This is a genomic window from Streptomyces sp., from assembly GCF_036566765.1.
GTDB lineage: Bacteria > Actinomycetota > Actinomycetes > Streptomycetales > Streptomycetaceae > Streptomyces.
This window is the reverse complement of the sequence record NZ_DATCVQ010000761.1, coordinates 1-24,742: the sequence shown is the minus strand read 5'-3', so window position 1 is coordinate 24,742 and position 24,742 is coordinate 1. Positions and strand designations below refer to the sequence as shown.

The following is a 24,742-nucleotide window of genomic DNA, read 5'->3' as shown; positions in this document are numbered from 1 at the left end:
GAGCCCCCGGCGCCCACGCCCGTGCCGGGGCCGGGGCCGGGGCCCGCGTACCGCCGCCGCGGCCCGCTCGTCGCGCTCCTCGCCGTACTCCTGGTGCTCGGCATCGGCTCCGGCGTCTGGTACATCAACTCCGGCCAGTTCACCCGCGTCCCGAGCGTCCTCGGCCGCACGGAGGCCGAGGCCACCGAGCGGCTGACCGACGCCGGGCTCGACGTCGCCTCGACGAAGCGCGCCTTCAGCGACGCGTACGCCCGCGGCACCGTCATGGCCACCGACCCCGCCCCGGGCTCGCGCATCCGCGGCAACGGCTCGGTGACGCTGACCCTCTCCCGCGGCCCCGAGATCGTGAAGGTGCCCAACCTCAAGGGCAAGCGGCTCGCCGAGGCGAAGAAGCTGCTCGCCCGCGACGGCCTGGTCCCCGGCGTGATCACCCGGGCCTTCAGCCAGGACATCCCGCAGGGCGCGGTGATCAGCTCCGACCCGGAGCCGGGCACCGAGCGCCGCCCCGACTCCGCCGTCGCGCTCGTGGTCAGCAAGGGCGTCCCGGTCGACGTCCCGGACGTCACCGGCGAATCCGTCGCCGACGCCACCTCGACGCTCCGCGACGCCGGGCTGAAGGTCCAGGTCGCCCCCGAGCGGGTGCACTCCCCCGAGGCCGTCGGCTCCGTCGCCGCGCAGTCCCTCGCCGAGGGCAGCCGCGCCGCGCAGGGCGACACGATCACCCTGACCGTCTCCAAGGGCCCCCGCATGATCGAGGTCCCCGACGTCACGGGCCAGGACGTGGACACGGCGCGCGGCGCCCTCGAGGCGGCCGGCTTCGAGGTGAAGGTCGAGCGGACCTTCCCGTACCTCGGCAAGACCGTCGCGAGCCAGTCGGCCACCGGCACCGCCCCCGAGGGCAGCACGATCACCATCAAGACCAAGGGACTCTAGAGACTCATGCGCAACCCCGTCGGCGGCCATATCCCTGTGGCCGGCGGCCTCGCCAAGGTCGGCCTGACCTACGCCCGCGAGCTGCGCGCCGAGACCGTCCAGGTCTTCGTCGCCAACCCGCGCGGCTGGGCCACCCCGCCCGGCAACCCGGCGCAGGACGAGCTGTTCCGCGCTCAGTGCGCGGCCGAGGACATACCCGCGTACGTGCACGCCCCGTACCTGATCAACTTCGGCTCGCACACCGAGGCCACCGTCGACCGGTCCGTCGAGTCGCTGCGCCACTCGCTGCGCCGCGGCCGGGAGATCGGCGCGCTGGGCGTGGTCGTGCACACCGGCTCGGCGACCGGCGGCCGGCCCCGGGCCGAGGCGCTGGCGCAGGTACGGGAGCGGATGCGTCCGTTGCTCGACGAGCTGACGCACGACGACGACCCGTTCCTGCTCCTGGAGTCCACGGCCGGCCAGGGCTTCTCGCTCTGCTCGCGCACCTGGGACTTCGGCCCGTACTTCGACGCGCTCGACCACCACCCCAAGCTGGGCGTCTGCCTGGACACCTGCCACATCTTCGCCGCCGGGCACGACCTGGCCGGCCCGCACGGCATGACCCAGACGCTCGACATGCTGGTGGAGACGGTCGGCGAGGGCCGGCTGAAGCTGATCCACGCCAACGACTCCAAGGACGTCGTCGGCGCGCACAAGGACCGGCACGCCAACATCGGCGCGGGGAACATCGGGGCGGAGCCGTTCCGCGAGCTGCTCAAGCACCCGGCCACCGAGAACGTGCCGCTGATCATCGAGACTCCGGGCGGCCGTGAGGGTCACGCGGCGGACATCGCCCGGCTGAAGGAACTCCGCGACTGATCTTGAGGAATACCCCTAGGGGGTATACGGTTCCTGTCATAGGCAGGAACCGCTACCTGACGTTGGGGGCTCTCATGCAGCACGAAGCTCACGCACACCACCAGCAGCACGGCCACGAAGGCCACGAGGGTCACCAGCACCACCAGGCCGACCACACCCAGCACGCGGGCCACGACATGCACGCCGGTCACGACATGCACGCCCGTCACGACGAACATGCCGGCCATGACGACCACGCCGCTCACGGCCACCACGCCCATCACCAGCCCGGCGGCACGGTCTCCTGGTCGATGGCCGCCCAGGCCACCCTGCACTGCCTCACCGGCTGCGCCATCGGCGAGGTGCTCGGCATGATCATCGGAACCGCGCTGGGCTGGAGCAACATGCCGACGATGATCCTCGCGATCGTCCTCGCGTTCTTCTTCGGCTACGCGCTCACCCTGCGCGGCATCCTGAAGGCCGGCGTCGACTTCAAGACCGCCTTCAAGGTCGCGCTCGCCGCCGACACGCTGTCCATCGCCGTCATGGAGATCATCGACAACGGCGTGATCGCCCTGTGGCCCGGGGCCATGGACGCGCACCTGTCCGACCCGCTGTTCTGGATCGTGCTCGCCATCGCGCTGGGGGCCGCCTTCGTCCTGACCACCCCGGTCAACAAGTGGATGATCGGCCGCGGCAAGGGCCATGCGGTGGTCCACCAGTACCACCACTGACCGACGCGACCGGGCGGCGGATCACAGCTCGATCGGAGTCAGAGCTCCGGGCCGTCCCCCGGCTCCTCCTGATACGAGTACCGCTGCTCGGTCCACGGGTCGCCGATGTTGTGGTACCCGCGCTCCTCCCAGAAGCCCCGCCGGTCCGCGGTCATGTACTCCACGCCGCGGACCCACTTGGGCCCCTTCCAGGCGTACAGATGCGGCACCACCAGCCGGAGCGGGAAGCCGTGCTCGGCGGTGAGCAGCTCACCGTCCTTGTGGGTGGCGAAGATCGTGCGGTCCGTGTCGAAGTCGGAGAGCCGCAGATTGGCGCTGAAGCCGTACTCGGCCCAGACCATCACATGCGTGACGTTCGGCGCCGGCGGGGCGAGCTGAAGGATCGTCCGGGCGGACACCCCGCCCCATTCGGCCCCCACCATGCTGAATTTCGTGACGCAGTGCAGATCGGCCACCACCGTGGAGAACGGCAGGGCCGAGAACTCCTCGTGGTTCCAGCACCGCTTGTCGCCGTCGGCGGTCGCGCCGAAGACCCTGAACTCCCAGCGGTCCGGCTTGAAACGGGGGACGGGGCCGTAGTGGGTGACCGGCCAGCCGCGCTGCAGCCGCTGCCCCGGCGGAAGATCCGACTGCCCTGCTTCCCGGTGTTCTCCGCTGTCCGGCTGACCCATGTCATCCATGGTGACAGACCGGGAGGGGTGGTCATGACCAGGGCGCCCACGATTCGGGCAACTCCCACTAAGCCTGCACTTACTGGACGCCCCCCATCCGTGGTGCGAGGATGCGGCCATCCTGCCCAGTCACGACATAGACATGCGTGGAAGGAGCCGCTGCGATGCAGGGCGACCCCGAGGTCCTCGAGTTCCTCAACGAGCAGCTGACCGGCGAACTGACGGCCATCAACCAGTACTGGCTGCACTACCGCATCCAGGACAACAAGGGCTGGACGAAACTCGCGAAGTACACCCGCGAAGAGTCCATCGACGAGATGAAGCACGCGGACAAGCTCACCGAGCGCATCCTCATGCTCGACGGACTGCCCAATTATCAGCGGCTCTTCCACGTGCGCGTCGGTCAGACGGTCAAGGAGATGTTCGAGGCGGACCGCCAGGTCGAGGTCGAGGCGATCGACCGGCTCAAGCGCGGCATCGAGGTCATGCGGGCCAAGAACGACATCACGTCCGCCAACCTCTTCGAGGAGATCCTGGCCGACGAGGAGCACCACATCGACTATCTCGACACTCAGCTGGAGCTGATCGAGAGCCTCGGCGAGGCGCTGTACCTGTCGACCCTGATCGAGCAGCCGAGCTAAGCGGCTTCGGAGAGCTCCTCGGAGAACTCCTCGGAGAATTCTTCAGCGAGCCCCGCGGGGGTCGACCCCAGGGCTGGCATCCCCTGCTCGACCAGCTCCCGTCGCGGGCAGTTGCCACGCCCGAGGATGGCCTGAATGCGTCGTACACACGAGCCGCAGTCGGTTCCGGCCTTGCAGGCCGAGGCGATCTGGCGAGGGGTGCAGGCGCCCGCGTCCGCGTGCTCCTTGACCTGCTTCTCCGTAACGCCGAAGCATGAGCAGACGTACACGCGGTTCACCTCCTGCCGAGATCGATTAGGCTAACCTAACCTTACCCGGCGCCCAGCAGGTGTAAAGCCCTGAAATGACTGTGGGGCGCGGATCACATGGATCCGCGCCCCACAGCCGTAGAAAGCTACTTACTGATCGCTACGTCACTGGTCGCGGTACATCTCCGCCACCAGGAACGCCAGGTCCAGCGACTGGCTGCGGTTGAGCCGCGGGTCGCAGGCCGTCTCGTAGCGCTGGTGCAGGTCGTCGACGAAGATCTCGTCACCGCCGCCCACGCACTCGGTGACGTCGTCGCCGGTGAGCTCCACGTGGATGCCGCCCGGGTGGGTGCCCAGCGCCTTGTGGACCTCGAAGAAGCCCTTGACCTCGTCGAGCACGTCGTCGAAGCGGCGGGTCTTGTGGCCCGAGGCCGCCTCGAAGGTGTTGCCGTGCATCGGGTCGGTCACCCAGGCGACGACCGCGCCGGAGGCGGTGACCTTCTCCACCAGCTCCGGGAGCTTGTCCCGGACCTTGTCGGCGCCCATGCGGACGATGAAGGTCAGCCGGCCCGGCTCGCGGTCCGGGTCGAGCCGGTCGACGTACGTGAGCGCCTCGTCGACCGAGGTCGTCGGGCCGAGCTTGATGCCGATCGGGTTCGCGATCTGCGAGGCGAACTCGACGTGGGCGTGGTCCAGCTGGCGGGTGCGCTCACCGATCCAGACCATGTGGCCGGAGGTGTCGTACAGCTTGCCGGTGCGCGAGTCGGTACGCGTCAGGGCGCCCTCGTAGTCGAGCAGCAGCGCCTCGTGGGAGGAGTAGAACTCCACCGCCTTGAACTCGGCCGGGTCGGTGCCGCAGGCCTTCATGAAGTTCAGCGCGTTGTCGATCTCGCGCGCCAGCTGCTCGTAGCGCTGGCCCGACGGGGACGACTTCACGAAGTCCTGGTTCCAGGCGTGCACCTGGCGCAGGTCGGCGTAGCCGCCGGTGGTGAAGGCGCGCACCAGGTTGAGCGTGGAGGCGGAGGCGTTGTACATCCGCTTCAGGCGCTCGGGGTCCGGGATGCGGGCCTTCTCGTTGAAGTCGAAGCCGTTGACGGAGTCGCCGCGGTAGGTCGGCAGGGTCACCCCGTCGCGGGTCTCGGTCCCCTTGGAACGGGGCTTCGAGTACTGCCCGGCGATGCGGCCGACCTTCACCACGGGCACGGAGGCCGCGTAGGTGAGGACGGCGCTCATCTGGAGCAGCGTCTTGAGCTTGGCCCGGATGTGGTCGGCGGACACCGCGTCGAAGGCCTCGGCACAGTCGCCGCCCTGGAGCAGGAACGCCTCGCCACGGGCGACGGCTCCCATCCGGGCGCGCAGCTGGTCGCACTCGCCGGCGAAGACGAGCGGAGGATACGACTCGAGGTCCGCGATCACATCGCGCAGAGCCTCGGCATCGGGGTACTCGGGCTGCTGCGCCGCGGGCAGGTCTCGCCAGGTCGCCTTGGCGACGGCGTGGGATTCAGCGTTCACGGTCACGCATCCCACAGTACGTGGCGAAATCGTCCGTCCACGCCAGTGACCGATGGATGAGACGGGCGCGGCCTGGATCATGCGTTACGATCGCCCCCATGTTCGCGCACTCGACCCAGAACTGGTGGTGGACCGCTCATCCGGCGGCCCACTGACTGCGCGTACACCGAGACACGCGAAGGCCGCCCCGAGGGGCGGCCTTCTTCGTTTTCCGGGCCGTTCCTCCCCTCCCATGGAAGGAACGCATCGCATGGACCTGTCCCGTCTGCTGGACGACTCCTGCCCCCCGTTCGCGCTGCTGCGCCGCCGTACCCCGGGCCGTGACCACGACACCGTCGAGGTGCTGATCGGCGCGGTGCACGAGGCCGAGCGCCTCGCCGAGCTGCCCGTACGGGACCTGCCGACGCTGGCGCTCGTGCCGTTCCGGCAGATCCGCGAGCGCGGCTTCGACGTGCGCGACGACGGCACGCCGCTGTCGGTGCTGGTCGCCGAGGAGGCGTACGAGCTGCCGCTCGCCGACGCCCTGGCGCAGCTGCCCGCCCATGACGTGCGGGTCGAGGGCGGCGCGTTCGACGTCTCCGACGAGGAGTACGGGCGGATCGTGCGCCGGGTGATCGACGAGGAGATCGGCGCGGGTGAGGGCGCGAACTTCGTGATCCGCCGCACCTACACCGGCTCGATCCCCGGGTTCGGGCGGGCCGACGCGCTCGCCCTGTTCCGCCGGCTGCTCGCGGGCGAGCGGGGCGCGTACTGGACCTTCGTCGTCTGCACCGGCGACCGCACCCTGGTCGGCGCGAGCCCCGAGGTGCATGTGCGGATGTCCGGGGGGACGGTCGTGATGAACCCGATCAGCGGCACGTACCGCTACCCGGCCGGGGCCGCGCCGACGCCCGAGGACCTGCTGGCCTTCCTCGCCGACCGCAAGGAGACCGAGGAGCTCTCCATGGTGGTCGACGAGGAGCTGAAGATGATGTGCACGGTCGGCGACCGGGGCGGGGTGGTGATCGGGCCGCGGCTCAAGGAGATGGCGCATCTCGCCCATACGGAGTACGAGCTGCGCGGGCGTTCGTCGCTCGACGTGCGGGAGGTGCTGCGGGAGACCATGTTCGCGGCCACTGTCACCGGCTCGCCGGTGCAGAACGCCTGCCGGGTGATCGAGCGGCACGAGGCCGGCGGGCGCGGGTACTACGCGGGGGCGCTGGCGCTGCTCGGGACGGACGCGAGCGGCGCGCAGACCCTGGACTCCCCCATCCTCATCCGGACGGCCGACATCGCCGCGGACGGGACGCTGCGGGTCCCCGTCGGGGCCACGCTGGTCCGGCATTCCGACCCGGCTTCCGAGGTCGCCGAGACGCACGCGAAGGCGGCGGGCGTGCTCGCCGCCCTGGGAGTGCGGCCCGGGCGGCCGCGCGGCACGGAAGGCCCGGCGGCGGTACGGCTGGCCGACGACCCGCGGGTGCGGGCCGCGCTGGACGCGCGACGGGCCGACCTGGCGCCGTTCTGGCTGAAGATGCAGGTCCGTTCCGCCGAACTGACCGGCCATGCGCTGGTGATCGACGCGGAGGACACGTTCACGGCGATGCTGGCGCATCTGCTGCGCTCCTCCGGCCTGGAGGTCTCGGTGCTGCGCTACGACGAGCCGGGGCTGCGGGAGCTGGCGCTCGCGCACGAGGGCCCGGTGGTGCTCGGCCCGGGGCCCGGCGACCCGGGCGACGCGGCCGACCCGAAGATGCGATTTCTGCGCGGTCTGACCGCCGATCTCGTACGGGATCACCGGCACGGGCCCGCCCGTCGCCCGACCACCGCCCCTCATCGAGGCCCTTCGGGCCGCCCCTGTCTTCTCGGGGTGTGCCTGGGTCATGAGCTGATCGCGGCGGAGCTGGGTCTGGAGATCGTCCGCAAGCGGACCCCGTTCCAGGGGGCGCAGGTGCGGATCGACCTGTTCGGGCAGGAGCAGACGGTCGGCTTCTACAACAGCTTCACGGCCCACTGCGACGACCGGGCCGCGACCGAGCTGGCGCTGCACCGCATCGAGGTGAGCCGGGACGCGGAGAGCGGTGAGGTGCACGCGCTGCGCGGGCCGGGGTTCGCCGGCGTGCAGTTCCACCCGGAGTCGGTGCTGACGCTGGACGGGGCGGCGCTGACGGCCTCGCTGCTCGCGGGCGTGCTCGTCTGAGGCCGGCCGGTCCTCAGTCGGCGTTGTCGGCCGGGTCGAAGGCCGGGACCAGGACGTTCTCGCTGCGCCGGTTGGCGGTGTAGTCGAGGACGTTCTGGACGGTCGTGTCGATGATCTGGCCGACCGCGTCGTGGGTGAAGTACGCCTGGTGCGAGGTGACCACCACGTTCGGGAAGGTGACCAGACGGGCGAGGGTGTCGTCCTCGACGACCTCCAGGGACTTGTCGAGGAAGAAGAGCCCGTCCTCCGCCTCGTACACGTCGAGGCCCACGCCGGTGAAGCGGCCCGCGCGCAGCTCGCCGACCAGGGCGTCGGTGTCGATCAGTCCGCCGCGGCTGGAGTTCACCAGGATCGCGTCGTCCTTCATGGCCTTGAGGGCGGCCGCGTCGATCAGGAGCCAGGTGGCCGGCGTGAGCGGGACGTGCAGGCTGATCAGGTCGGACTCGGCGAGGAGCTGCTCCTTGTCGACGTACTTCATGCCGAGCTCGACGCAGGCGGGATTCTCGGCGAGGTCCCAGCCGAGCAGACGCATGCCGAAGCCGTGGGCGATCCGGGTGAACGCCTCGCCGATCCTGCCGGTGCCGAGCACGCCGACCGTGCGGCCGCGCAGGTCACGGCCCATGAGCCCGTCGAGCCGGAAGTCGAAGTCGCGGGTGCGGTTGGCGGCGCGGACGATCCGGCGGTTGACCGCCGTCGCCAGCGTCCAGGCGAACTCGGCGACCGAGTAGGGCGAGTAGAAGGCGACCCGGGCGACGGTCAGGCCCAGCTTCTGGGCGACGCCGAGGTCGATGTTGTTGAAGCCGGTGGAGCGCTGGGCGATCAGCTTCGTCCCGCCGCCGGCCAGGATGCGCAGGACGCGGGCGGACAGATCGGCGTTGACGCTGGTGGTGACGATCTCGTAGCCGGCCGCGATCGGCGCGGTGTCCGCGGTGAGGAAGACGTCCAGGCAGCGGACCTCGTGGAGCCCCGCGAAGGCCTTCTCCAGCAGCGGCTTCTCGTCGGTCTGCACGCCGAACGCCAGGATCTCCACGGAAGCCCCCTCCGGGGTTGTGCCGGATATGTCTGGTTCACCGGCGAATATACGGTCACCCCGGAGGCGGCGCACGGGACACGGACCCCGCGGGTCAGCCGAAGAAGACGCCGACCTCCCGGTACAGCTCCGGGTCGACCGTCTTGAGCTTCGCGGTGGCCTCGGCGATCGGGACGCGCACGATGTCCGTGCCGCGCAGGGCGACCATCTTGCCGAAGTCGCCGTCCCGGACCGCGTCGATGGCGTGCAGTCCGAAGCGGGTGGCCAGCCAGCGGTCGAAGGCGCTGGGCGTGCCTCCGCGCTGGACGTGCCCGAGGACCGTGGTCCGGGCCTCCTTGCCGGTGCGCTGCTCGATCGTCTTGGCCAGCCACTCGCCGACGCCGGACAGCCGGACGTGCCCGAAGGAGTCCAGCGTGCCGTCCTTGAGGACCATCTCGCCGTCCTTGGGCATCGCGCCCTCGGCGACGACGACGATCGGGGCGTACGAGGCACGGAAGCGGGAGGTCACCCAGGCGCAGACCTGCTCGACGTCGAAGCGCTGCTCGGGGATGAGGATGACGTTGGCCCCGCCGGCCAGGCCGGAGTGCAGGGCGATCCAGCCCGCGTGCCGGCCCATGACCTCGACGACCAGGACCCGCATGTGGGACTCGGCGGTGGTGTGCAGCCGGTCGATGGCCTCGGTGGCGATGCCGACCGCGGTGTCGAAGCCGAAGGTGTAGTCGGTGGCGGAGAGGTCGTTGTCGATGGTCTTCGGCACGCCGACGCAGGGCACGCCGTACTCGTCGGAGAGCGTGGCCGCCACGCCGAGGGTGTCCTCGCCGCCGATCGCGATCAGCGCGTCGATCTCCGCCTTGGCGAGGTTGTCCTTGATCCGGCGGATGCCGTTCTCGGCGCGCAGCGGGTTGGTCCGCGAGGAACCGAGGATGGTGCCGCCGCGCGGCAGGATGCCGCGGACGGCGGGGATGTCGAGCGGGACGCTGTCGCCGTCGAGCGGACCGCGCCAGCCGTCCCGGTAGCCGGTGAACGCGTAGCCGTACTCCTGGACGCCCTTGCGGACGACGCCGCGGATGACCGCGTTGAGGCCGGGGCAGTCGCCGCCCCCGGTCAGTACTCCGACCCGCATGGAAGTTCCCTTCGCCTTCGTGGGTGACGTATGCGGGTCACGCTAATGGTGACCCGCGTCACACCGACACGGGGCGAAAGGTGAATTCCGGTCGGACGGGCGGCAGTTGACCGCCCCGTCTTCACTCGTACGAATGAAGCGTCTTCGGGCCCCGTGGGGACGGGGCCGTCAGGCGTCGTCGAGGCCGCGCTCGATGGCGTACCGGACCAGCTCGACGCGGTTGTGCAACTGGAGCTTGCCGAGGGTGTTCTGGACGTGGTTCTGCACGGTCCGGTGCGAGATGACCAGGCGCTCGGCGATCTGCTTGTAGCTCAGGCCCTTGGCGACCAGCCGGAGCACCTCGGTCTCCCGCTCGGTCAGCTGCGGGGCCTTCGGCTCGTCGCCGCCGGCGGCCGGCGCGGGCTCGGAGGCGAGCCGGCGGTACTCGCCGAGGACGAGGCCGGCCAGGCCCGGGGTGAACACCGGGTCGCCGACGGCGGTGCGGCGCACCGCGTCGAGCAGCTCCTCGGTGCTGGCGGACTTCAGCAGATAGCCGGTGGCGCCGGACTTCACCGCTTCCAGTACGTCGGCGTGCTCGCCGCTCGCGGAGAGCACCAGGACCCGCAGCTTCGGGTCCGCGCCGACGACTTCCTTGCACACCTGGACGCCCGGCTTGGCCGGCAGGTTGAGGTCGAGGACCAGGACGTCGGGGGAGGCCGCGTGGGCCCGGCGGACCGCCTGCTCGCCGTCGCCGGCGGTGGCGACGACGTCGAAGCCGTTCTCCGCGAGGTCGCGGGCGACCGCGTCCCGCCACATCGGGTGGTCGTCGACGACCATCACCCTGATCTGCTGCTGCTCGCTCATCGTCTCGGCCTGCTGCTCGCTCATCGTCCGTGTCCTGCCTTCCCCCGTGCGGCGCGGGGCGCCCGTGGAACCTTCAACTCGACTTCCGTGCCCTGGCCGGGGATCGAGATCAGCTCGGCGGTGCCGCCGATGTCCCGCAGCCGTCCCCGGATGGAGAGGGCGACCCCCATCCGGCCCTCGCCCTCGGCCTGCGCGAGCCGCCCCTCCGGGATGCCGGGACCGTCGTCCCGAACCGTGACGATCACCTCGTCCGGCCAGTCCTCGACGAGGATCCACGCCCGGGCGTCCGGTCCGGCGTGCCGGGCGACGTTGTCCAGCGCGGCGCCGACGGCCGCGGCCAGCTCGCGCGCGGCGGGCGGGGGGAGCAGCACCGGGGCGCCCGGGTCCGCGAGGCCGACCTTCGCCCCGGCCCGCGGCGCGAGCAGGGTGCGCAGGTCGACCGGCGCGTCGTCCTCGGGGTCCGGCTCCTCGACGACCCGGACGACCGCGCCCTCCGACTCGTCCTCGGACACCAGGGAGGGCCGGCTGAGCCCGCCCGCGACCAGGGTGCGCAGGGCGATCTCCTGCTCGCCGGCCATCCGGCCCAGCTCGGCGGCCTCGCCGCCGAGGGCGGTGCCGCGGCGCTGCACCATGGCGAGGACCTGGAGCACGCTGTCGTGGATGTCCCGGGCGAGGCGCTCCCGTTCCCGGGTGGCGGCCTCGATCTCCAGGGCGCGGGCGAGGGTGCGCTCGGAGGCCCGGGCGACCTCGACGACGTACCCGATGGCGATGGACGCCACCCACACCAGGAGCACGTTGTGCAGGGTGTCCGCGCTGGGCGCGCCGCGCTCGATGAGGTTGGCGACGGCGACCAGCGAGGAGGCGAAGGCGGCCCAGCGCCAGCCGCCCTTGATCGCGTACGCGAGGACCGCGCCGGCGGTCCATATCGACGGCAGGGTGGGGCCGTCGATGCTCTGCGCGTGGGCGTCGGCGAGCGGGGTGAGCAGGATGCCGGTGAGCGCGACGGTGAGGTCGGCGACCAGGAACCGCTTGGTGCAGTTCACCGCCCCCGACACCTTGGGCAGCGTGGCCAGCGTCCAGACGCACAGCACGCCGAGGAAGGCGACGCCCACCAGGGGGCGCTCGTACCGGTCCCCGCTGAAGGCGAACAGCAGGACCGCGTAGATCATCGTCAGCACGCGGTACGCGGTGAGCGCGCGCCACAGCGGCTGCTCGACCGACATGCGCACGACACGTTCGCGCTTGGCCATCTCCCCCACCCCCCGTAGCGCCCCTCGCGGGGAGCTACGCGCCGGACTCCTGCCGGGCCGCGATCTCTTCCTTCACGGCCTCCTTGGCGGCCTTCTCCGCCTCCGCGAGCTGCCGCTTGGCGGCGGTCGCGTAGATGTCGACGTACTCCTGCCCGGACAGCTTCATGATCTCGTACATGACCTCGTCGGTCACCGAGCGGAGGATGAAGCGGTCCCCCTCCATGCCCTGGTAGCGGCTGAAGTCGAGCGGCTTGCCGATCCGGATCCCCGGGCGCATCAGCTTGGGGACGATCTTGCCGGGCGGCTGGATCTTCTCGGTGTCGATCATCGCGATCGGGATGACCGGAGCGCCCGTCGCGAGCGCCACGCGCGCGAGGCCGCCGGGCTTGCCGCGGTAGAGGCGGCCGTCCGGGGAGCGGGTGCCCTCCGGGTAGATGCCGAACAGCCCGCCGCCCTCGATGACCTCGATACCGGCCTTGATCGCCGCCTCACCCGCCCCGCGGCCGCCGGAGCGGTCCACCGGCAGCTGGCCGACGCCCTTGAAGAAGGCGGCCGTCAGCTTGCCCTTCACGCCGGGCGAGGTGAAGTACTCGGCCTTGGCGATGAAGGTGACCTTGCGGTCCAGGACGGCCGGCAGGAAGAAGGAGTCGGAGAACGACAGGTGGTTGCTCGCGAGGATCGCCGGGCCCTCGGCGGGGATGTTCTCGAGGCCCTCCACCCAGGGCCTGAAGGCGAGCTTCAGAGACCCTCCGATGGAGAACTTCATTGCGCCGTAGATCAAGACGAGTGCCTCCTGTGTTCCGTCGATCAGACCTTAACCCGTGCGGCCCCCGCCCTCCCCCTCACGGGGCCACGACGGCCCTGGTCGGTGTCGGTCCCGTCCCTGGTCGGTGTCGATCCCGTCGCGTACGGTGAAGACACCGTTCGCACATCCCCGCACAGCCCCACCAGACCTCACGAACAGGAGACCGAGGTGCCGGTCCTTCCTGGAGCCGAGCCGTACCGCCACGAGGGCGGAGAGGTCGGCGTCCTTCTCTGTCACGGATTCACCGGATCCCCGCAGTCGCTCCGCCCCTGGGCCGAGTACCTGGCCGAGCGCGGCCTCACCGTCTCGCTGCCGCTGCTGCCCGGGCACGGCACACGCTGGGAGGACATGCAGGTCACCGGCTGGGAGGACTGGTACGCGGAGGTCGAGCGGGCGCTGGCGGAGCTCCTCGATCGCTGCGAGACCGTCTTCGTCTTCGGGCTCTCCATGGGCGGCGCTCTGACGCTGCGGCTGGCGGCGAAGCACGGCGACCGCATCGCCGGCATCGTCGTCGTCAACCCGGCGAACAAGGTGCACGGCCTCTCGGCGTACGCCCTTCCCCTCGCCCGGCACCTGGTGCGGACGACGAAGGGGCTGTCCAGCGACATCGCCAAGGAGGGCGTGGCGGAGGTCGGCTACGACCGGGTGCCGCTGCACGCCGCGCACTCGGTGCGGAAGTTCTTCCGGATCGTGGACAAGGAGCTGCCGCAGGTCACGCAGCCGATGGTGCTGCTGCACAGCCCGCAGGACCACGTGGTGCCGCCGGCCGACTCGGCCAGGATCCTCAGCCGCGTGTCGTCCGCGGACGTGAAGGAGATCGTGCTGGAACAGAGCTACCACGTGGCGACGTTGGACCACGACGCGGAGCACATCTTCGAGGAGAGCTGGGCCTTCATCGGCCGGCTGGCTCCGAGCGTCGGGACCACGAAGGGAAGTACGAGCGGTGGCTGAGCAGCAGGACGGCGGCGAGCGCGAGCCGCAGCCGATCGACGAGGAAGCCGCGTGGGCGGCGATCGTCGCCGGCTACGGCGACGAGCCGGCCGACCCGCCGGGCGCGAAGCCGTTCCGGTCGGTGGAGGACCTCGCCCTGCCGGCGTACGAGGAGGAGTCGGCCGAGGCCGACGCCGACGCCGACGAGGACGAGGACGGGGACGGGGACGCCGAGGAGGACGGGGAGGACGACGACGACAGAGGCGAGGCCCCGGAGAAGCCCGCGCTGGGCAGCTCGATCGTCTTCGCGCCCGGTGTCGGCGTGGGCGTGGGCCCGCGCGACTACTCGGTCGCCGATCCGGACGAGGAGCCCGCGGCCCCGAAGAAGGGCAAGAAGAACGACGAGGACGACGACGAGGGCCATTTCGTCCCGCCGGAGCCGCCCCCGCTGCCGGAGGCGGACGCGACGACGAAGTTCGCCTGGCTGGGCGTCGTCGGCGGCCCGGTCCTGATGCTGCTCGCGGTGCTCCTCCAGTGGGACATGACCTGGTGGCTGACGACCGTCTGCGTCCTCGGCTTCCTGGGCGGCTTCGCCACGCTGGTGGCCCGCATGAAGCACGACGACGATGACGACGGCTACGACGACCCGGGGCGCGGCGCGGTGGTGTAGCGCGCGCTCAGGAGGCAGGCGCCCCGGGCTTCGGCCGGCTGCGCCGGACTCCGTCCGTCGGCTGCGCGAGCGTCACCCGGCAGGGATCCGGAGGGCGGCCAGGACCGGAAGGTGGTCCGTGGCCGCCCTCAGGTCTGTCTGCGTGACGTCGGGCAGGTCGGTGGGGACGCCGCAGCCCAGGACCTCCACGCCCGGGGTGGCGAAGATCGCGTCGATGCGGCGGCGGGGGTCGGTGGGGGTGAAGGTGTGCTCGCCGCCCCAGGGGCGTACCGCGCGGCAGTCCTGGAGCTCCGCGGCCAGCCGCTTGAAACTGCGGCCGTCGGGGCGTTCGTTGACGTCCCCGGCGACGATGCCGTGCGGCACGTCCAGGGCCGCGAGCCGGTCCAGGAGCATCCCGGTCTGCGCGTACCGCTCGTCGTCCCGCAGGCTGAGGTGACAGCTGATCAGCCCCACGCGCGCGCCGCCGAACCGTACGACGGCGGTGGCGAGGCCGCGCCGGTGCAGCCCGGGGGTGCGCGGCAGCAGGACGTCCTCGGTGCGCTCCACGGTCGCCCGCAACGAGCAGAGCAGCAGCGGTCCGGCGGCCGACGCGCCGCCGGTCAGGACGAGCAGCTCGCTCTTGGCGGCCAGCCGGGCGGCGTGCTTGCGCCAGCGGAAGAACAGCGGCGCCTCCTGCACGAAGACGAGGTCGGGCCGGCAGGCGCGGACGACCCGGACGAGGGCGTCCTCGTCGTCCCGCAGCGACCGCACGTTGTAGCTGAGCACCCGAAGCACGGCCGAACCGTCCGCCTCGGTCCGGGAGTCGGGCAGGTCGGAGTTCCCCATGCCCGGCAACATACGTCACCCGCCCGCCGCGCCCCAGAGGGCACGACGGGCGGGTGACGGAGCGTCGGGTACTTACCCCTGGCGGGCCAGGTCCGCCGCGCCGACGAGGCCGGCCTTGTTGCCCAGCTGGGCCGCGAGGACCTGGGCGTGCGGACGCCACTGGGAGCCGATCAGCCAGCGGCGGAAGGACTTCCGGATCGGGTCGAGGACCAGCTCGCCCTCGTCCGAGACGCCGCCGCCGACGATGAACGCCGAGGGGTCGAACAGCGAGGCCAGGTCGGCGAGTCCGGCGCCCGCCCAGCGGGCGAGCTCGCGGAAGGAGTCGACGGCCACGAGGTCGCCCTGGCGGGCCGCCTCGCTGATGTGCTTGCCCTCGATGCCCTCGGGCGTGCCGTCGCCGAGCCCGAGGAGGATCCGCGCGTTCTCCGGGGCCGCGACGGCGCGCTGCTTCGCGTACCGGACGAGGGCGCGGCCGGAGGCGTACTGCTCCCAGCAGCCCTGGCTGCCGCAGCCGCACAGCAGGCCGTCCGGGACGACCCGGATGTGGCCGAACTCCGCGGCCACGCCGAAGCGTCCGCGGCGCAGCTTGTTGCCGATGATGATGCCGCCGCCGAGGCCGGTGCCGAGGGTGATGCAGATGACGTCGTCGTGGCCCTGGCCGGCGCCGAAGCGGTACTCGCCCCACGCCGCCGCGTTCGCGTCGTTCTCCACGACGACGGGCAGGCCGACGCGCTGCTCGACCTTGTCCTTCAGCGGCTCGTGCCGCCAGTCGATGTTCGGCGCGAAGATGACGGTGGCCCGCTTGTCGTCGACGTAGCCCGCGGCGCCGATGCCGACGGCCTCGATCTGGTGCCCCTTGCCGGCCTCGGAGACCGCGGCGCAGATGGCGTCGACGATGCCGTCGGGGGTCGGCGGGGTGGGCACCGTGTGGGTGTCGAGGATCTTGCCCTCCTCGTCGACCACACCGGCCGCGATCTTCGTACCGCCGATGTCGACGCCGATGGTGAGTCCCATGTGTCCCTCAGTTTTCGGTCGAGCCCCGCTAAGGCCAACCGTACCCGAGGGGGCCGGTCGGCCCGCTCAGTCGAGGTCGATGCTCTCGCCGGGGCCGGGGCCCTCGTCGCGGGGGTCGCCCTTCTCGGGGCGGCCCGGCTCCTCGCGGGTCCAGCGCCGCTCCTGGCCCTCCACAGCGGAGCGGTACGCGGCGAGCAGCTCGTTGCCGGCGGCGGCGAGGTGGTCGAAGACCTGCGGATTGCGCTCGATGACCGGCTCGACGGCGGCCTTCGCCTGGTTGACGAACTGCTGGACGGCGCTCTGGGCGGCCATGCCCGCGAGCGGGGACTTCAGGCCGGAGACCTTGTCGGCGACGGCCTCGAAGAGCTTGCGGAACTCCTCGGCGGCGGAGCCGGGCTCGGCGCCGTCGCGCGCCCGGCGGCGGGCCTTCTCGGCCTCCAGGTCCTCGGCACAGGCCTTGGCCCAGGCGTCCGAGTCGACGGAAGGACGCTCACCGGCATCGCTCATGACGCACTCCTCGGTTCCCGGGGTTTCCTACGCTCGACGTTACCCGAACGGCCGCTCCCCGTTCACGGGGTCCGTTCGGCGGGGACGGCGCCCTTCGGCCACAGGCCGGGGTCGGGCGTGAACCGGATCCGCAGCTCGTCGTCGACGAGCGCGGCGCCGGAGACGGTGCAGCGGCGCAGGACCGGGGCAAGCGGCAGGACCCGGCGGAACGGGCCGACGCCGAGGAGCAGTTCGTCGCCGCGGCGGACGAGTGAGACGTCCCGCTTGGCGGCGCCGGGCACGGGCAGCCGCCAGGTGAGGACGCCGCCGGGCTCGGCCGGTTGCTCGATGGCGGAGCGGGGGGCCGGGACGGTGGCGGCGGGCTCGTCGCGCGGCCCGAGCAGCGCCAGGTCCTCCGGGCCACGCGGGTCGCGGCCGAGGTGCGGCAGCTCGTGCACGGCGCCGTACGTCTCGCGCAGCTCGTCCAGGTGACCGCGCTGCCGCTCCGCGAGGCCGGCGAGCCAGGGGTCGGGGGACCCGGCGGGCAGCAGCCGGTTGGCGACGACCCGGTCGACGTCGAGGCCGTGCAGGGCGAAGCCGAGGCGGGCGGTGCGCAGCGCGTCTGCCGCGGCGGGGCCAGGTTCGGCGACGACGCGGACGGAGGTGGTCGGCGCGTCGACGACGGCCTGGACGGAGGCGAGCTCGGCCTCCCAGCGGCCGGCGGTCTCGTACAGCCACTGCGCGGGCATGGGCACCCCGGCGAGCTGGGCGAGCATGGGGCGCAGCGCGCGGGCGGCCTGCCGTTCGGGCGGCAGGATGCGGCGCAGGTAGCGGCGGAGCTGCTCGGGCAGCGCGAGCAGGGCGATCGCCTCGGGCAGCGGCGGCAGATCGGCGACGACGAGCTCGTGCTCACCGGCGGCGGCGTCGCGCAGCGCCCGGAGCAGAGCGAACTGGCTGCTGCCGGGCAGCTCGGTCAGCTCGGCGTCCTCGAAGGGCGTCGCACCGAGCAGATCGAGCGCGGCGCCGGACCGCCCCTGCAGGGCGAGGAACTCCCGCCGGAAGTCGCCGGCGGAGTCGGGCCGCAGGAGATCGAGCCTCTCGGTCCCCTCGCCGAGCACCGCGTCGGCCTCGCCGGAGACCAGCAGGACCCGACGCCCCGCACGTGCCGCGGCCAGCGCGGTGGCGGCGGCCACGGTGGTACGCCCGGCCCCGCCGGGCCCGGTGACAAGGATGATCCGCATGCGGTGACGGTACGGGACGCGGTGCGCGGCCGGTCGAGCGGCTGCTTACGCGCCCGACTCGACGCGCTTCTTCAGGCCCGCCAGGGCGCGGTCGATGATGACCTTCTCGGCCTTGCGCTTGATCATGCCGAGCATGGGGATCTTGACGTCGACGGTCAGCTGGTACGTGACCTCGGTGCGGTCGCCCGCGCCGGTCGCCTTCAGTCGGTACGAGCCGTCGAGGGCGCGCAGCATCTGGGACTTGACCAGCGTCCAGCTGACCTCGTCCTCGCCGGTCCAGGTGTACGCGAGGGTGTGGTCGTCCTTGATCGCGCCCGCGTCGAGGAGCAGTCGCACCTTCTCCGCGCGGCCGGCCGCGTCGGTCTCCAGGACCTCGGCCTCCTTCACCTCGCCGGTCCACTCCGGGTAGCGGGCGAAGTCGGCGATCACGCCCATGACGTCGGCCGGGGCCGCCTCGATGGTGATGCTCGAGCTGGTGTGTTCCGCCATCGCGGTGGCTCCTCGAAGGAATCGAAGGAAGAAGACGAAGGGCAGGCACGGGGGTGCCGCAGGAAGGCTATCGCGTGCCCCGTCGCCCCCGACCGCAGGCCCACGGGGCGGGCCGCCCCCGGGCCCACGACGCCGCCGCCCCCGTCACCACTCCAGCGCCCACGGCCTCCCCGTCGAGGCGAAGTGGCCGACGTTCACGCACTCCGTCGCGCCGATCCGCATCCGCTGGGCGAGCGGCTGGTGGACATGGCCGAAGAGGGCGTACTTCGGGCTGGTGCGGCGGATCGCGTCGAGAAGCGCCCGGCTGCCGCGCTCGAAGCGCCGGGCCACCGTGTCGTACGTGAGCTCGGGGACGTCCGGCGGGATGTGCGAGCAGAGCACGTCGACGTCCCCGAGAGCCTCGACCTTCGCCGCGTACTCCTCGTCGGAGATCTCGTACGGCGTCCGCATCGGCGTGCGCAGGCCGCCGCCGACGAAGCCGAAGACGCGGCCGCCGATCTCGACCCGCTCGCCGTCCAGGACGGTGGTGCCGGGGCGGGCGTACTCCGGCCACAGCTTGGGGATGTCGACATTGCCGTAGGTGGCGTACGTCGGCGTCGGGAAGACGGCGAACAGTTCGGCGTACTGGCGGCGCACGGCGGACTCGATGGCGCTGTCGCGGTCGAGCTGGAGCCCGGCCCAGAGCCGACGGCCCAGGTCACGGGCCTCGTCGAAGCGGCGGGCGGTGCGCAGTTCGACGATCAGGTCGGCGTTCTCCACGCCGAAGAGATCGGGGAAGATGCCCCGCGAATGGTCGGCGTAGTCGAGGAAGAGGACCAGGTCGCCGAGGCAGACCACCGCGTCGGCTCCGTCCCCCGCCTTGGCGAGACCGCCGGCGTTTCCGTGCACGTCACTGACCACATGGACTCGCATGACCCACACCTTAGGCCGTCGGACCTGCGGTTACTTCCAAGTCGTCAGACCTGTGGATTACTGTGCGCGAAGCACCGCCACATACGTGTGATGCACGGAACATCTGGCCTGGACCCCCTATCGGGAACCGAGTACTGGTGGGTAACGTCCGGGCAGTCCAGTCGTGCTCTTCCCCACGAGAGCACTGCCCGGTCTTGGACCGCACCGGTGCATCACACAGAGCCGTGGCGCCGGCGCCCGATGAGGAGCAGCAGTCTTGCGCGAGTTCAGCCTTCCGGCCCTGTACGAGGTCCCCACGGACGGCAATCTGACGGATCTCATCCGCCGCAACGCCTCCCAGCACCCAGAAGTCGCCGTGATGGCGCGCAAGGTGGCCGGCGCCTGGGTCGACGTCACCGCCAAGCAGTTCCTCGCCGAGGTGCGGGGGGTCGCCAAGGGACTCATCGCCGCCGGCGTCGAGGTCGGCGACCGGGTCGCGCTGCTGTCCCGGACCCGCTACGAGTGGGTGCTCCTGGACTTCGCGATCTGGAGCGCGGGCGGCGTGACCGTCCCGGTGTACGAGACCAGCTCGCCGGAGCAGATCCAGTGGATCCTCGGCGACTCCGGCGCAACGCTCGCGCTGGTCGAGTCGGCGGCGCACCAGGAGTCGGTGGCCTCGGTGCAGGCGAACCTGCCGGGGCTCAAGGGCGTCTGGCAGATCGAGGACGACGCGGTCGCGCGGCTGACGGAGTCCGGCAAGGACGTCTCGGACGAGCTGCTCGACGAGCGGATGTCGGCGGCGCACGCGGACGACGTCGCGACGATCGTCTACACCTCGGGCACCACCGGCCGCCCCAAGGGCTGTGTGCTGACCCACCGCAACTTCTTCGCGGAGTGCGGCAACGTGGTGGAGCGGCTGAGGCCGCTGTTCCGTACCGGCGAGTGCTCGGTGCTGCTCTTCCTGCCCGCCGCGCACGTCTTCGGACGGATGGTCGCGCTGGCGCCGGTGATGGCACCGATCAAGCTCGGCTGCGTGCCGGACATCAAGAACCTCACCGACGAGCTGGCGTCCTTCAAGCCGACGCTGATCCTCGGCGTGCCGCGGGTCTTCGAGAAGGTCTACAACTCGGCGCGGTCGAAGGCGCAGGCGGACGGCAAGGGCAAGATCTTCGACAAGGCCGCGGACACGGCGATCGCGTACAGCAAGGCGCTCGGCGACCCGCGGGGCCCGTCCCTGGGCCTGAAGCTCAAGCACAAGGTCTTCGACAAGCTGGTCTACAGCAAGCTGCGCGCGGTGCTCGGCGGCCGCGGCGAGTTCGCGATCTCGGGCGGCGCGCCGCTGGGCGAGCGGCTCGGCCACTTCTTCCGGGGCATCGGCTTCACGGTGCTGGAGGGCTACGGCCTGACGGAGTCCACCGCGGCGACCGCGTTCAACCCGTGGGACCGGCAGAAGATCGGCACGGTCGGGCAGCCGCTGCCGGGCTCGGTGGTGCGGATCGCCGACGACGGCGAGGTGCTGCTGCACGGCGAGCACATCTTCAAGGAGTACTGGAACAACGAGGCGGCGACCGCCGAGGCGCTGGCCGACGGCTGGTTCCACACGGGCGACATCGGCACGCTCGACGAGGACGGCTACCTCGCCATCACCGGCCGGAAGAAGGAGATCCTGGTGACGGCGGGCGGCAAGAACGTCGCCCCGGCGGTCATCGAGGACCGGATCCGGGCGCACGCGCTGATCGCGGAGTGCATGGTGGTCGGCGACGGCCGCCCGTTCGTGGGCGCGCTGGTCACCCTGGACGAGGAGTTCCTGACCCGCTGGGCCGCCGAGCACGACAAGCCGGCCGGCTCGACGGCCGCGACCCTCCGCGACGACGCGGACCTGCTCGCGGAGATCCAGCGCGCGGTGGACGACGGCAACGCGGCGGTGTCGAAGGCCGAGTCGGTCCGCAAGTTCCGCATCCTGAACGCCCAGTTCACGGAGGAGGCGGGCCACATCACCCCGTCCCTGAAGCTGAAGCGCAACGTGGTGGCGAAGGACTTCGCGGACGAGATCGAGGCGATCTACGGCGCGTAGCGCGGGAGCACGACATGCACCGACGCCCGTGGCGCCCCGGAGGGGGCGGCCACGGGCGTCGGTCGTTCCACGGCGTGGGGCGCGGCTACAGCAGCTCCTTGAGCCGCTCCGCCAACAGGTCCCAGCGCCACTTCTCCTCGACCCACTCGCGGCCGCGCTCGCCCATGCGGCGGCGCAGTTCCGGGTCCTTGAGCAGGGCGACGATGCGGTCCGCCGAGTCCTCCGGGGCGTCGCCGCGGACCACCCAGCCCGTCTCGCCGTCCAGGACCGCGTCGGGGGCGCCGCCGGAGTCGCCGGCGACGACGGGGAGGCCGGTGGCGGAGGCCTCCAGGTAGACGATGCCGAGACCCTCGACGTCCAGGCCCCCGCGGCGGGTCCGGCAGGGCATCGCGAAGACGTCGCCCGCCCCGTAGTGCGCCGGCAGCTCCTCCCACGGCACCGCGCCGGTGAAACGCACGGAATCGGCCACGCCGGTCTCGCCGGCGAGCTTGCGCAGCTCGGCCTCGTACGGGCCGCCCCCGACGATCAGCAGCACCGCGTCCGGCACGTCCGCCAGGATCGCCGGCATCGCCCGGATCAGGGTGTCCTGGCCCTTGCGCGGCACCAGCCGCGAGACGCAGACGACGACCGGCCGGTCCGCGAGGCCCAGCCGTTCCCGTACCGCGTCCCCGCCCGAGCCCGGGTGGAAGGTCTTCTCGTCCACGCCCGGCGGGAGCTGCGTCATCCGGCCCGCCGCGGCCGGCGTCAGGGCCCCGGCGATCCGGGAGCGGGTGTACTCGCCGAGGTACGTGAGCGTGTCCGTGCCCTCGCCGATCCGCCGCAGCAGCTGCCGCGCGGCCGGCAGCTGCGCCCAGCCCGCCTCGTGCCCGTGCGTCGTCGCCACGATCCGCCGCGCGCCGGCCCGGCGCAGCGCGGGTGCCATCAGGCCGAGCGGCGCGGCCGCCCCGAACCACACCGACTCGCAGCCGTGCTCGCGCAGCAGCCCGACCGCCCGCGCGGTCACTCGCGGCGTGGGCAGCAGCATGGTGGTCCGGTCCCGCACCACCGTGAAAGGCTGTGCCGCGTCGAACGCGGCGGTCGCCGCCGCGCCCTCGCGCCCGCGCTTCCATGTGGAGGCGTAGACGACGATCCGCTCGGGATCCAGACGGAGTGCCATGTTGTGCAGGAAAGCCTGGATTCCGCCGGGTCGTGGCGGGAAGTCGTTGGTTACGATCAAGGTCTTGTGCATCGCCGCCGACAGTACCGAACGGCCTTGCGTCATGGCTCGTCATGGCTCCCGCACAACCCCGCCCTGCATCACAGACCCCGCATACGCGGACATACACGACAAGGACGAGGTAGAGGTATGACGGGCGCGACTGCGCGATCAACGCTGACCGCACTTCGGCTTCCCCTCGGGATCTGGGTCCTCACCCGCGCCCTGCTCCTGCTCTGCGTGTTCAGGGTCGTCGTGATCCCGGGCCCGGACGTCACCAGCGACATCTCGGTGATCTACCAGGGCTGGTACGAGGTCCTGAAGACCGGCACGTACCCGCTGAACGACGTCACCTGGCAGTACCCGCCGGCTGCCGCGCTCGCGGTCCTCTCCCCCGGCCTGCTGCCCTTCCTGGACTACCCCTCCGCCTTCTTCCTCCTCGCCTTCGCCGCCGACGCCGTCGTATGCGGGCTGCTGATGTACGCGGGCCGGCGGCCCGGCCGCTCGCCGCGCGGCGCGTGGCTGTGGATAGCGGGCGTGCCGCTGCTCGGCCCGACCGCGTACGCCCGGTACGACCTGATGGTCACTGCCGTCGCCGTCGCCGCGCTGCTCGCGGGCCTGCGCCGGCCCGGCGTCCTCGGGGCGCTGGCCGCCTTCGGCGCGATGCTGAAGGTGTGGCCGGCGCTGCTGCTCGCCGGGACCCCGCGCGGCCGGGCGACGCTGCGCTCCTGGTCGGCCGCGGCGGGCGTGGGCGTGGCGCTGCTGCTGGTGTTCAGCGCGTGGATGCCCGGCGCGTACGCGTTCCTGACCTTCCAGCGCGACCGCGGCACCGAGGTCGAGTCGCTGGGCTCGCTGGTCTTCCACGTGGCCCGGCACTTCGGCTGGGACGGGCAGGTGCTGCTGAACTACGGCTCGGTGGAGTTCCTGGGCCCGTACGTCCCGCAGGTGAGCACGGCGGCGATGGCGCTGACCGTGGCCGTGTTCGGCTGGCTGCTGGTGTGGCGGATCCGGGCGCGTGGGTTCACCTCGACGACCCCGGCGGACGCCGCGTTCACCGCGGTGCTGCTGTTCACGGTGACGAGCCGGGTGATAAGCCCGCAGTACATGATCTGGCTGGTCGGGCTGGCCGCGGTCTGTCTGGCGTACCGCTCCAGCGGGATGCGCCGGCCCGCGCACCTGGTCCTCGCGGCCACGGCCGTGACGCAGTTCGAGTTCCCGGTGTGGTTCTCGCACGTCGTGGACAGCGACCCGCTCGGCGTGGCGCTGCTGCTGCTCCGCAACGGCCTGCTGGTCTGGGCGTCGGTCGCCGCCTGCCGCGTCCTGTGGCGGCAGACGGTCACCGAACCGCGCCTCGGCGCCGCGACCGTGCCCGCACCGGCCCGCGCCGGTCAGCCCGCCCGCGACAAGACCCTGCTGGGCTCCTGACCCTCCGCCCGCACGGCGCGGCGGTGCAGCGCGCTCAGCGCCGCGCACTGGCCGCCCATCGCCAGCGCCATCGCGAGGCAGACCCCGGGCAGCCCGAGCCCGGCGGGCCCGGAGAGCCCGTACGCGAGCGGGATCTGGACGAGCACGCCCACCACGGTCACGCGAGCGAGGACGGGCGTGCCGCCGCTGCCCTCGAAGACCCCGGCCAGCCCGATGAACATGGCCATGAGCACGAGGTACGGGCCCAGGCAGCGCAGGTACAGCGCCCCTGCGGCGGCCACCTCGGGGGCCGCCCCGAAGCCCCGCATGACCGGGTCGGCGGCGAGCAGCAGCAGCCCGGCGGCCGTCGCCCCGAGCGCGCCGCCGACGAGCCGGGCCTCGCGGCCGACGGCCCGGCGTGCGTCGCGGCCTGACCCGAGCAGGTGCGCGGTGTGGATCGCGGCAGCTTGGCAGACGGCGTAGAACGCCATGGTGGCGACGTACATCGCCTTCGAGGCGATGCCGTACGCGGCGACCTCGACGACCCCGAGCCGGGCCACGATGCCGACCAGGACGAGCGTGCCGGCCATCCGTACGGCGAAGTCGACGGACATCGGGAAGCCGGTGGCCGCGGTCCGCCGCAGGGCGGCCCGGACCCCCTCCGCGGGCGGCACGGCGGCGGCCGCGCGCAGCAGCGCGTTGCGGCGCAGTACGAGCAGT

26 protein-coding genes are annotated in these 24,742 nt (G+C 71.9%); 10 read left to right on the top strand and 16 right to left on the bottom strand.

Features of this window, described 5'->3' with window-relative positions; genetic code table 11:
- The 3 genes from VIU94_RS44085 to VIU94_RS44075 all read left to right on the top strand — a co-directional run.
- The coding region (locus VIU94_RS44085; RefSeq protein WP_331921266.1) for a Stk1 family PASTA domain-containing Ser/Thr kinase at positions 1–933 on the top strand (933 nt) is incomplete at its 5' end.
- Positions 934–939: 6 nt separating this feature from the next.
- Positions 940–1,791: a deoxyribonuclease IV gene (locus VIU94_RS44080; protein WP_331921264.1), complete on the top strand. Its 852-nt coding sequence runs from the start codon at positions 940–942 to the stop codon at positions 1,789–1,791.
- Between the two features lie 74 nt (positions 1,792–1,865).
- Complete coding sequence (locus VIU94_RS44075) at positions 1,866–2,504, top strand: DUF4396 domain-containing protein (protein WP_414721115.1); 639 nt, start codon at positions 1,866–1,868, stop codon at positions 2,502–2,504.
- Positions 2,505–2,542: 38 nt separating this feature from the next.
- Here the strand turns inward: VIU94_RS44075 and VIU94_RS44070 are convergent, their stop codons facing one another.
- The gene (locus VIU94_RS44070) at positions 2,543–3,175 is read right to left on the bottom strand and encodes a sulfite oxidase-like oxidoreductase (protein ID WP_331921262.1); all 633 of its coding nucleotides are present in this window, start codon (positions 3,173–3,175) and stop codon (positions 2,543–2,545) included.
- Positions 3,176–3,339: 164 nt separating this feature from the next.
- Between VIU94_RS44070 and bfr the strand changes: the two genes are divergently transcribed.
- Positions 3,340–3,816 carry a bacterioferritin gene (gene bfr / locus VIU94_RS44065; RefSeq protein ID WP_331921260.1) on the top strand — a complete coding sequence of 159 codons (477 nt, stop codon included), beginning with the start codon at positions 3,340–3,342 and terminating at the stop codon, positions 3,814–3,816.
- On the opposite strand, the gene VIU94_RS44060 is transcribed toward bfr, so the two are convergent.
- Both VIU94_RS44060 and VIU94_RS44055 read right to left on the bottom strand, forming a co-directional pair.
- Positions 3,813–4,094: a (2Fe-2S)-binding protein gene (locus VIU94_RS44060; protein ID WP_331921258.1), complete on the bottom strand. Its 282-nt coding sequence runs from the start codon at positions 4,092–4,094 to the stop codon at positions 3,813–3,815. The genes bfr and VIU94_RS44060 overlap by 4 nt on opposite strands.
- A gap of 135 nt (positions 4,095–4,229) precedes the next feature.
- Positions 4,230–5,582, bottom strand: a complete 1,353-nt coding sequence (locus VIU94_RS44055; RefSeq protein WP_414721114.1) for a class II 3-deoxy-7-phosphoheptulonate synthase — start codon at positions 5,580–5,582, stop codon at positions 4,230–4,232.
- A gap of 50 nt (positions 5,583–5,632) precedes the next feature.
- Here VIU94_RS44055 and VIU94_RS44865 point away from each other — a divergent pair, with 50 nt between their 5' ends.
- Both VIU94_RS44865 and VIU94_RS44050 read left to right on the top strand, forming a co-directional pair.
- Positions 5,633–5,731: a trp operon leader peptide gene (locus VIU94_RS44865; RefSeq protein WP_414721116.1), complete on the top strand. Its 99-nt coding sequence runs from the start codon at positions 5,633–5,635 to the stop codon at positions 5,729–5,731.
- A 95-nt stretch (positions 5,732–5,826) separates the two neighbouring features.
- Positions 5,827–7,752 carry an anthranilate synthase family protein gene (locus tag VIU94_RS44050; protein WP_331921256.1) on the top strand — a complete coding sequence of 642 codons (1,926 nt, stop codon included), beginning with the start codon at positions 5,827–5,829 and terminating at the stop codon, positions 7,750–7,752.
- Between the two features lie 13 nt (positions 7,753–7,765).
- On the opposite strand, the gene VIU94_RS44045 is transcribed toward VIU94_RS44050, so the two are convergent.
- The 5 genes from VIU94_RS44045 to VIU94_RS44025 all read right to left on the bottom strand — a co-directional run bounded on the left by VIU94_RS44045 (position 7,766) and on the right by VIU94_RS44025 (position 12,779).
- On the bottom strand, positions 7,766–8,782 hold the full coding sequence (locus tag VIU94_RS44045; RefSeq protein ID WP_331921254.1) for a 2-hydroxyacid dehydrogenase: 1,017 nt from the start codon (positions 8,780–8,782) through the stop codon (positions 7,766–7,768).
- A gap of 94 nt (positions 8,783–8,876) precedes the next feature.
- Positions 8,877–9,905: a 6-phosphofructokinase gene (locus VIU94_RS44040; RefSeq protein ID WP_331921252.1), complete on the bottom strand. Its 1,029-nt coding sequence runs from the start codon at positions 9,903–9,905 to the stop codon at positions 8,877–8,879.
- 168 nt (positions 9,906–10,073) lie between these two features.
- On the bottom strand, positions 10,074–10,772 hold the full coding sequence (locus VIU94_RS44035) for a response regulator (protein ID WP_414721113.1): 699 nt from the start codon (positions 10,770–10,772) through the stop codon (positions 10,074–10,076).
- Positions 10,769–11,998 carry a MacS family sensor histidine kinase gene (macS, locus tag VIU94_RS44030; protein WP_331921250.1) on the bottom strand — a complete coding sequence of 410 codons (1,230 nt, stop codon included), beginning with the start codon at positions 11,996–11,998 and terminating at the stop codon, positions 10,769–10,771. Before macS ends, VIU94_RS44035 begins: the two co-directional genes overlap by 4 nt.
- Positions 11,999–12,032: 34 nt before the next feature.
- On the bottom strand, positions 12,033–12,779 hold the full coding sequence (locus tag VIU94_RS44025; RefSeq protein ID WP_331921248.1) for a lysophospholipid acyltransferase family protein: 747 nt from the start codon (positions 12,777–12,779) through the stop codon (positions 12,033–12,035).
- A 192-nt stretch (positions 12,780–12,971) separates the two neighbouring features.
- On the opposite strand from VIU94_RS44025, the gene VIU94_RS44020 reads away from it, so the two are divergent.
- Together VIU94_RS44020 and VIU94_RS44015 are read left to right on the top strand one after the other, a co-directional pair.
- Entirely contained in the window at positions 12,972–13,754 is a 783-nt protein-coding gene (locus VIU94_RS44020) for an alpha/beta hydrolase (protein WP_331921246.1), read from the top strand.
- Entirely contained in the window at positions 13,747–14,403 is a 657-nt protein-coding gene (locus VIU94_RS44015) for a hypothetical protein (protein WP_331921244.1), read from the top strand. The genes VIU94_RS44020 and VIU94_RS44015 overlap by 8 nt, the downstream gene beginning before the upstream one ends.
- Before the next feature lie 72 nt (positions 14,404–14,475).
- On the opposite strand, the gene VIU94_RS44010 is transcribed toward VIU94_RS44015, so the two are convergent.
- The 6 genes from VIU94_RS44010 to VIU94_RS43985 form a co-directional block, all read right to left on the bottom strand.
- A complete protein-coding gene (locus tag VIU94_RS44010; protein WP_331921242.1) occupies positions 14,476–15,228 on the bottom strand; it encodes an endonuclease/exonuclease/phosphatase family protein in 753 nt (250 codons plus the stop codon).
- A gap of 72 nt (positions 15,229–15,300) precedes the next feature.
- Entirely contained in the window at positions 15,301–16,242 is a 942-nt protein-coding gene (locus VIU94_RS44005) for an ROK family glucokinase (protein ID WP_331921240.1), read from the bottom strand.
- Between the two features lie 66 nt (positions 16,243–16,308).
- The gene (locus VIU94_RS44000; protein WP_331921238.1) at positions 16,309–16,749 is read right to left on the bottom strand and encodes a DUF5304 domain-containing protein; all 441 of its coding nucleotides are present in this window, start codon (positions 16,747–16,749) and stop codon (positions 16,309–16,311) included.
- A gap of 62 nt (positions 16,750–16,811) precedes the next feature.
- Complete coding sequence (locus VIU94_RS43995) at positions 16,812–17,969, bottom strand: ArsA family ATPase (protein WP_331921236.1); 1,158 nt, start codon at positions 17,967–17,969, stop codon at positions 16,812–16,814.
- Between the two features lie 45 nt (positions 17,970–18,014).
- Positions 18,015–18,458 (bottom strand): SRPBCC family protein, encoded by a 444-nt coding sequence (locus VIU94_RS43990; RefSeq protein ID WP_331921234.1) that lies wholly within the window; start codon positions 18,456–18,458, stop codon positions 18,015–18,017.
- A gap of 144 nt (positions 18,459–18,602) precedes the next feature.
- Complete coding sequence (locus VIU94_RS43985; RefSeq protein ID WP_331921232.1) at positions 18,603–19,370, bottom strand: metallophosphoesterase family protein; 768 nt, start codon at positions 19,368–19,370, stop codon at positions 18,603–18,605.
- Positions 19,371–19,626: 256 nt separating this feature from the next.
- On the opposite strand from VIU94_RS43985, the gene VIU94_RS43980 reads away from it, so the two are divergent.
- On the top strand, positions 19,627–21,423 hold the full coding sequence (locus tag VIU94_RS43980; protein WP_331921230.1) for an AMP-dependent synthetase/ligase: 1,797 nt from the start codon (positions 19,627–19,629) through the stop codon (positions 21,421–21,423).
- Positions 21,424–21,508: 85 nt separating this feature from the next.
- On the opposite strand, the gene VIU94_RS43975 is transcribed toward VIU94_RS43980, so the two are convergent.
- Positions 21,509–22,651, bottom strand: a complete 1,143-nt coding sequence (locus VIU94_RS43975; RefSeq protein ID WP_331921228.1) for a glycosyltransferase family 4 protein — start codon at positions 22,649–22,651, stop codon at positions 21,509–21,511.
- Between the two features lie 117 nt (positions 22,652–22,768).
- Between VIU94_RS43975 and VIU94_RS43970 the strand changes: the two genes are divergently transcribed.
- Complete coding sequence (locus VIU94_RS43970) at positions 22,769–24,043, top strand: glycosyltransferase 87 family protein (protein WP_331921226.1); 1,275 nt, start codon at positions 22,769–22,771, stop codon at positions 24,041–24,043.
- Here the strand turns inward: VIU94_RS43970 and VIU94_RS43965 are convergent.
- Positions 24,007–24,742 (bottom strand): MATE family efflux transporter (locus VIU94_RS43965; RefSeq protein ID WP_331921224.1); only part of this gene is annotated, 736 nt, incomplete at its 5' end. The genes VIU94_RS43970 and VIU94_RS43965 overlap by 37 nt on opposite strands.

Bases quoted from the DNA above. Each gene is read 5' to 3' on its own strand.
- VIU94_RS43975 (WP_331921228.1), bottom strand. From the start codon at position 22,651: ATGCACAAGACCTTGATCGTAACCAACGACTTCCCGCCACGACCCGGC.
- VIU94_RS43990 (WP_331921234.1), bottom strand. From the start codon at position 18,458: ATGGCGGAACACACCAGCTCGAGCATCACCATCGAGGCGGCCCCGGCC.
- VIU94_RS44050 (WP_331921256.1), top strand. From the start codon at position 5,827: ATGGACCTGTCCCGTCTGCTGGACGACTCCTGCCCCCCGTTCGCGCTG.
- VIU94_RS43985 (WP_331921232.1), bottom strand. From the start codon at position 19,370: ATGCGAGTCCATGTGGTCAGTGACGTGCACGGAAACGCCGGCGGTCTC.
- VIU94_RS44005 (WP_331921240.1), bottom strand. From the start codon at position 16,242: ATGGGACTCACCATCGGCGTCGACATCGGCGGTACGAAGATCGCGGCC.
- bfr (WP_331921260.1), top strand. From the start codon at position 3,340: ATGCAGGGCGACCCCGAGGTCCTCGAGTTCCTCAACGAGCAGCTGACC.
- VIU94_RS44080 (WP_331921264.1), top strand. From the start codon at position 940: ATGCGCAACCCCGTCGGCGGCCATATCCCTGTGGCCGGCGGCCTCGCC.
- VIU94_RS43995 (WP_331921236.1), bottom strand. From the start codon at position 17,969: ATGCGGATCATCCTTGTCACCGGGCCCGGCGGGGCCGGGCGTACCACC.
- VIU94_RS44035 (WP_414721113.1), bottom strand. From the start codon at position 10,772: ATGAGCGAGCAGCAGGCCGAGACGATGAGCGAGCAGCAGCAGATCAGG.
- VIU94_RS44010 (WP_331921242.1), bottom strand. From the start codon at position 15,228: ATGGGGAACTCCGACCTGCCCGACTCCCGGACCGAGGCGGACGGTTCG.
- VIU94_RS44000 (WP_331921238.1), bottom strand. From the start codon at position 16,749: ATGAGCGATGCCGGTGAGCGTCCTTCCGTCGACTCGGACGCCTGGGCC.
- VIU94_RS44070 (WP_331921262.1), bottom strand. From the start codon at position 3,175: ATGGGTCAGCCGGACAGCGGAGAACACCGGGAAGCAGGGCAGTCGGAT.
- VIU94_RS44040 (WP_331921252.1), bottom strand. From the start codon at position 9,905: ATGCGGGTCGGAGTACTGACCGGGGGCGGCGACTGCCCCGGCCTCAAC.
- VIU94_RS43970 (WP_331921226.1), top strand. From the start codon at position 22,769: ATGACGGGCGCGACTGCGCGATCAACGCTGACCGCACTTCGGCTTCCC.
- macS (WP_331921250.1), bottom strand. From the start codon at position 11,998: ATGGCCAAGCGCGAACGTGTCGTGCGCATGTCGGTCGAGCAGCCGCTG.
- VIU94_RS44075 (WP_414721115.1), top strand. From the start codon at position 1,866: ATGCAGCACGAAGCTCACGCACACCACCAGCAGCACGGCCACGAAGGC.
- VIU94_RS44865 (WP_414721116.1), top strand. From the start codon at position 5,633: ATGAGACGGGCGCGGCCTGGATCATGCGTTACGATCGCCCCCATGTTC.